Consider the following 6,484-nt stretch of genomic DNA (forward strand, 5'->3'; position numbering starts at 1 on the left):
CCGAGGGGATCGAACGGATCGGGCCCGAGAGGCTTGAGATGGGAACCCTTGCAGAACACTTACGGAACGTTTAACGTGTTCGTGGTTTGTTTCTAGTGCCACCCGCCGCGATCCGTGGCGCTAACGAAGAGTGTCCCGCATGTTGACGCGTAAGCAGCTGGACCTGCTCCAGTTCATCCAGCTTCGGATGCGCGAGAGCGGCGTTCCCCCGTCGTTCGACGAGATGAAGGATGCCCTCGACCTGAAGTCGAAGTCGGGCATTCACCGCCTGATCACGGCCCTGGAGGAGCGCGGCTTCCTGCGCCGGCTGCCCAACAGGGCGCGGGCCATCGAGGTGATCCGGATGCCGGAGAGCCTCGGGGGGAATGCGGGCGCCCCGCGCGCCGCTCCGGCCTCCGAGGTTCGCCGCTTCACGCCGAGCGTGGTCGAAGGCGGCAAGGGCAAGGGCAAGGGCTTGCCGGCCGGCGCATCGGTGTCCCGACTGCCGACCACGCAGGCCACCGACGAGAGCGGTCGGGCCGTGACCATCCCGGTGATGGGTCGGATCGCGGCCGGTACGCCCATCTCGGCCATCCAGGAACAGAGCCATTCGGTGACGATGTCGCCGGATTTCCTGGCCGGCGGCGAGCATTACGCCCTGGAGGTGCGCGGCGATTCGATGGTCGATGCCGGGATCCTCGACGGCGACCTGGTGGTCATCCGCAAGCAGGACACCGCCAATACGGGCGACATCATCGTGGCCCTCATCGACGACGAGGAGGCGACCCTGAAGCGCCTGCGCCGGCGTGGATCGTCCATCGCCCTGGAAGCGGCGAATCCGGCCTACGAGACGCGGGTCCTCGGGCCGGATCGGGTGCAGATCCAGGGACGTCTCGTCAGTCTGGTGCGCCGCTACTGAAGGGGGTCCCCGTCCGGTTCATCGCCGGACGGATCCGACGGATCGCGGGTGCGATCGGGGATTTCCGGTAAGACCGACGCCGGCGGTGTCGAAGATGGCAAGGACGTTCCCGGCGGGTCCACCGGCTTGCGCAGAGGCGTCGCACGCCAGGGCACGACATCCCCGGGATGCTTCGCGGAGGCGAGGGACGGCCCATCGCGGGTGAGGTGAATCGCGGTCGCACCGTGCGATTCCAGGAAATCCCGGTCGATGACGATCGATGCGGCGCAGCCCCCGGGCGCGGATTGCCGGGTGATCAGGATGTCGGCCCTGGCGCAGTCCTCTCCGAGGGCACCCTTGTCGGTGGTCAGGGCGAGCACGCGGCCGTCGGGTGTGGTCAGGGTACAGCCCAGGCGATCGCAGCGCGCGCCCTCGAACCCCGTTACGTCCTGCACCCGTCGGTCGTCTCCATCGGCCTTGAGCCATTGCGCGAGCACGAAGGGGGGCGGCCGGCCAAGGGTGGCGAGCCGCCCGTTGCGCTGGCGGATGGCGGCGCCCGCCCCCTCCCGATCGACGTAGATGTCGTAGCGATCCGGGGCAGCCGCACAGGCGATGCCGATCGCTGCCGGAATGAGGCCGAGCCAGCGCAGCGACGAGGCCGGGAGCGTCAGGACGATCAGGGCAGCGGCCAGGAGGCCGAGGGCCCCCGTGCCGAAGGCCGGGACCACGACGACGGCGTTGCCGAAGCCCGCGATCCAGGTCGAGATGGTCAGCATCCCCCGCACCGCCAGGCCCATGGCCCACCAGACCGGCTGATCCAGCGCGAACGGATAGGCGAGGATGCCCAGAACCGCTGACGGCATCACCGCCAGGGAGACCAGCGGCAGGGTGAGCGCATTGCCCACCAGCCCGAAGGGCTGCACCGTCTGGAAGTGGTAGGTGGCGAAGGGCGCGGTGGCGATCTGGGCCACGAGCGTCGTGGCCAGGGTGCCCAGGACCGCCGCGGACGCCAGGGCGAAGATCCGGGGGAGCAGGCCGGCACCGTCGCGCTGCCGCCCGCGTCCGGCGATCAGCGGCGCGCAGGCGATCAGGCCGGCCACCGCCGCGAACGACATCTGGAAGCTCGGGCCGAGGAGGCCGTCCGGCTCGCGGGCCAGGGCGATCAGGGCGGCGAGGGCCAGGTTTCGCATGCTGAGCGCCGGGCGGTCGACCAGGATCGCGCCGAGCATCACGAGGGTCATGATCAGCGAGCGCTCGGCTGCGATGTCCCAGCCGGAGAAGACGCAGTAGGCCGTCACGCTCACCATGGCGACGGCAGCGGCGATCTTCTTGATCGGCCAGTGCAGCGCCGCGAACGGAACGAGGGCCAGGAGCGCCCGCACGAGCCAGAACACCACGCCGGCCGCCAGGACCATGTGAAGGCCCGAGATCGAGACGACGTGGTAGATGCCGGCGGCGCGCAGGATGTCGTTGGTCTCGGGGCTGATCAGGCCGCGCTTGCCCGTCACCAGGGCCGCCGCCACCGCCCCGGCCTGTCCGCCGTTGGCGTCGGTGATGCGGCGCGTCAGGGCGTTGCGGGCCGCGTCGACGGCGGCCGCGAGACGGATCTGCCAGTCCGCGCTCTCGGCCGGCGGCCGCAGGTCGACCTTGCCGACGAGGGAGCCCACCGCGCCGATCTCACGGAAGAAGGCATCCCGGGCGAAGTCGTAGCCTCCGGGGCGGGCGGCTTCCGGCGGCGGAAGCAGGCGCGCGGTCGCGGCGATGCGGTCGCCCGGCTTCAGGGTATTCGCCTTGCGGTAGGAGACCCGCACCCGGACCGGGCGGACCTCGGCGCCGAGGGTGCCGAAGCTCTCGACGCGGAGGATCAGGCGCGCCCCCTCCTCCCGCTCGTCCAGCCCTTCGATGGTGCCCACCAGCGGACCGATCGTGGTGCGGGCGAGGATCGGCCCGTCGACCGAGCGGACCCGCGCGGCGGCCGCCGCGAAGCCCAGGAGGGCGGCGACGGCGGCGAGCACCAGGGCCAGGCCGAACGGGCGCGCCACGAGGAGGGGCGTCGTCGCGGCGAGCAAGGCGGCGGCCGCGAGCGGCGCCAGGAGCGACGGCGTCCCCTGCGTACCGAGGAAGAACGCGAGGATGCCGCATCCGAACGCGACGGCGAGCCAGGCGAAAAGACGGCGCTGCTCGATCTCGCGGGTCCATCCCGCCCGGAACCAGTCGCGGATCGGCCCGGCGCCCGGGCGACGCGCGGCGAGGTGGCGCGTGATGCGCCCCATCGCCGCCGCCGCACGCGCCTGCGCCATTGCGAGACCTCCCGGGTTGCGCCCGTGACCGGGAGCCGGCGATGCGCCCTGCGATCCTGGGAACAGGACGATTCCTTAACGCGTGCCCGCGCGCATGCTACACGCGCGGTTCCGGGCCGGTCGATCCGCTTCCCGCCCGAATCACGAGCCATTCAAGTCCAGATTGATGTCGTCAGCCGTCGTCACGCGTTTCGCGCCCTCGCCCACGGGCTACCTTCACATCGGCGGGGCTCGCACGGCCCTGTTCAACTGGCTCTATGCCCGCCGCTTCGGCGGCCGCATGCTGCTGCGCATCGAGGACACCGATCGCGAACGCTCGACGCAGGGCGCCATCGACGCGATCCTGGACGGCATGCGCTGGCTCGGGCTCGATTGGGACGGGGACGTCATCTACCAATACGCCCGCGCCGCCCGTCACCGCGAAGCCGCCGAGAGCCTGCTGGCCTCCGGCCACGCCTATCGCTGCTACGCGACGCCCGACGAACTGACGGCGATGCGCGAGGCGGCCCGCGCAGAGGGGCGGCCCCTGCGCTACGACGGCCGCTGGCGCGACCGCGACCCGTCCGAGGCGCCCGCCGGCGTCAAGCCGGTGATTCGCCTGCGCGCCCCGACCGACGGCGAGACCGTGGTCGAGGACGGCGTGCAGGGCCGGGTCGTCTGGCAGAACAAGGATCTCGACGACCTCGTCCTGCTGCGTTCGGACGGCAACCCGACCTACATGCTCGCCGTCGTGGTGGACGATCACGACATGGGCGTCACCCAGGTCATCCGCGGCGACGACCACCTGACCAATGCGGCGCGCCAGCGCCAGATCTCCGATGCCCTCGGCTGGGAGGCCCCCGCCATGGCGCATATCCCGCTGATCCACGGCGCGGACGGCGCCAAGCTGTCAAAGCGGCACGGGGCCCTCGGCGTCGATGCCTACCGCGACCTCGGCTACCTGCCGAGCGCCCTGCGCAACTACCTCGTGCGCCTCGGCTGGAGCCACGGTGACCAGGAGGTCTTCTCCACCGAGGAGATGATCGCCGCCTTCGACCTCAAGGCCATCGGGCGGTCGCCCGCGCGCTTCGACTTCGCCAAGCTGGAAAACCTCAACGGCCTCTACATCCGTGGCGCGGCCGATGCGGACCTCGTCGCGGCGATCGACGAGGTGCTGCCGGCGCTCGGCCCGGCACGGGGGATCGCGGTGCCCATGAGTCCGGCTCTGCGGGAGACGCTCACCGCCGCGATGCCGGGCCTGAAGGAGCGGGCCAAGACCCTCGTCGAACTCCTGGACAGCGCCTACTACCTCACCGCGGCCCGGCCCCTCGTGCCCGACGAGAAGGCCAAGGGTCTGCTCGGCGACGAGGCCCGGAATCGCCTGGCCGCCCTCCTGCCGGCCCTCGAGGGGTTGCCCGATTGGACCGCCGCCGCCACCGAGGGCGCGGTCCGGCAGTTTGCGGAGGCGAACGGCTTGAAGCTCGGCCAGATCGCGCAGCCCCTCCGGGCGGCGCTCACCGGCCGCGCCACCTCGCCGCCGGTCTTCGACGTCATGGCCGTGCTCGGCCGGGAGGAGTGTCTCGGCCGGCTCCGCGACCAGACCGGCTGACCATCGCACTGCAGCAAAATACCGGTTCGTCCGAGTGCTCCGAGTGGAAGAATGACAAATCGGCCCGGATTTCGCTTCGACGTCGAGGTGAGCCGGGCCGTCGGTTGATGACGGTCCGCCGATCCGCTACCCCCATGCTCGTGTGAGCAAGTGCAGCATGCGCCGCATTTGCACCCCGGACCCGGGTGGTCGATTGCATCGCCACGCGGGCCGACGCCGCCCCGTTGCCACGAAAGGGTCCAGGTCTCCATGAGCGCCTCCAGCACGATCACCGTGGGCGACAACCACGTCGAACTTCCGATCAAGACCGGCACCATCGGGCCGGACGTGATCGATATCGGCAAGCTCTACGCGAAGACGGGCAAGTTCACCTTCGATCCCGGCTTCACCTCCACCGCCTCCTGCGAGTCGAAGATCACCTACATTGACGGCGATGCGGGCATTCTCCTCTATCGTGGCTATCCCATCGAACAGATCGCCGAGCACGGCGACTTCCTCGAAACCTGCTACCTCATGCTGTTCGGCGAGCTGCCGACCCCGGCCCAGAAGGCGGATTTCGACTACCGGATCACGCGCCACACCATGGTGCATGACCAGATGAACCGCTTCTTCCAGGGGTTCCGCCGCGACGCGCACCCGATGGCGATCATGGTCGCCTGCGTCGGTGCCCTCTCGGCCTTCTATCACGACTCCACCGACATCTCGGACGACCAGCAGCGCATGGTCGCGTCGATGCGGATGATCGCCAAGATGCCCACCCTGGCGGCGATGGCCTACAAATATTCGATCGGACAGCCCTTCGTTTATCCGAAGAACGATCTCGACTACACCTCGAACTTCCTGCGGATGTGCTTCGCGGTTCCGTGCGAGGAGTTCAAGGTCAATCCGATCTTCGCGCGCGCGCTCGACCGGATCTTCATCCTCCACGCCGATCACGAGCAGAACGCCTCGACCTCGACCGTGCGTCTCGCGGGCTCCTCGGGGGCCAATCCCTTCGCCTGCATCGCGGCCGGCATCGCCTGCCTGTGGGGACCCGCCCACGGGGGCGCCAACGAGGCGGCCCTGAAGATGCTCGAGGAGATTGGGCATCCGGAGAACGTGGCCAAGTACGTGGCCAAGGCCAAGGACAAGAACGATCCCTTCCGCCTGATGGGCTTCGGCCACCGCGTCTACAAGAACTACGATCCGCGCGCGCGCATCATGCAGAAGACCACCCACGAGGTGCTGGGTCAGCTCGGGATCAAGGACGATCCGCTGCTCGAAGTCGCCGTGCAGCTGGAGCAGATTGCCCTGAAGGACGACTACTTCATCGAGAAGAAGCTCTATCCGAACATCGATTTCTACTCGGGCATTACCCTCAAGGCGATGGGCTTCCCGACCTCGATGTTCACGGTGCTGTTCGCCCTGGCCCGCACCACCGGCTGGATCGCCCAGTGGGCCGAGATGATCGAGGATCCCTCGCAGAAGATCGGCCGGCCGCGGCAGCTCTACATCGGTCCCGACAAGCGGGAATACACCCCGATCGATCAGCGCGCCTGATCCAGGCCCCCCGCGCCGGACACCCTCCGGCGCGGAATGCGTCTTCGGATCGGTGCCGTCGCCGCCGATCCGCGACCCGGACCGCCCTAGGTCGTGAACCCATAACGGGTGGCACGGTTTGGTCGGTGCGTCGTTGGTTTTCCATATGGAGGACCGAGGATGGCGCGGTTTGACCTGACG

Annotated in this window: 4 protein-coding genes; 3 read left to right on the forward strand and 1 reads right to left on the reverse strand. The window is 69.3% G+C overall.

The window, feature by feature from the left end; all coding sequences use genetic code 11:
- Nucleotides 1–139: 139 nt before the first annotated feature.
- Nucleotides 140–898, forward strand: a complete 759-nt coding sequence (gene lexA / locus ASF41_RS14485) for a transcriptional repressor LexA (RefSeq protein ID WP_056494290.1) — start codon at nucleotides 140–142, stop codon at nucleotides 896–898.
- On the opposite strand, the gene ASF41_RS14490 is transcribed toward lexA, so the two are convergent.
- Nucleotides 892–3,177, reverse strand: a complete 2,286-nt coding sequence (locus ASF41_RS14490; RefSeq protein ID WP_082504440.1) for a ComEC/Rec2 family competence protein — start codon at nucleotides 3,175–3,177, stop codon at nucleotides 892–894. The genes lexA and ASF41_RS14490 overlap by 7 nt on opposite strands.
- A gap of 166 nt (nucleotides 3,178–3,343) precedes the next feature.
- On the opposite strand from ASF41_RS14490, the gene gltX reads away from it, so the two are divergent.
- On the forward strand, nucleotides 3,344–4,765 hold the full coding sequence (gltX, locus tag ASF41_RS14495; RefSeq protein WP_056494293.1) for a glutamate--tRNA ligase: 1,422 nt from the start codon (nucleotides 3,344–3,346) through the stop codon (nucleotides 4,763–4,765).
- Nucleotides 4,766–5,014: 249 nt separating this feature from the next.
- Nucleotides 5,015–6,304 carry a citrate synthase gene (gene gltA, locus ASF41_RS14500; RefSeq protein ID WP_056215808.1) on the forward strand — a complete coding sequence of 430 codons (1,290 nt, stop codon included), beginning with the start codon at nucleotides 5,015–5,017 and terminating at the stop codon, nucleotides 6,302–6,304.
- Nucleotides 6,305–6,484: the final 180 nt, after the last annotated feature.

The organism is Methylobacterium sp. Leaf111, from assembly GCF_001423285.1.
In the GTDB taxonomy this organism is placed as follows: Bacteria; Pseudomonadota; Alphaproteobacteria; order Rhizobiales; family Beijerinckiaceae; genus Methylobacterium.

Bases quoted from the DNA above. Each gene is read 5' to 3' on its own strand.
- gltA (WP_056215808.1), top strand. From the start codon at position 5,015: ATGAGCGCCTCCAGCACGATCACCGTGGGCGACAACCACGTCGAACTT.
- lexA (WP_056494290.1), top strand. From the start codon at position 140: ATGTTGACGCGTAAGCAGCTGGACCTGCTCCAGTTCATCCAGCTTCGG.
- gltX (WP_056494293.1), top strand. From the start codon at position 3,344: ATGTCGTCAGCCGTCGTCACGCGTTTCGCGCCCTCGCCCACGGGCTAC.
- ASF41_RS14490 (WP_082504440.1), bottom strand. From the start codon at position 3,177: ATGGCGCAGGCGCGTGCGGCGGCGGCGATGGGGCGCATCACGCGCCAC.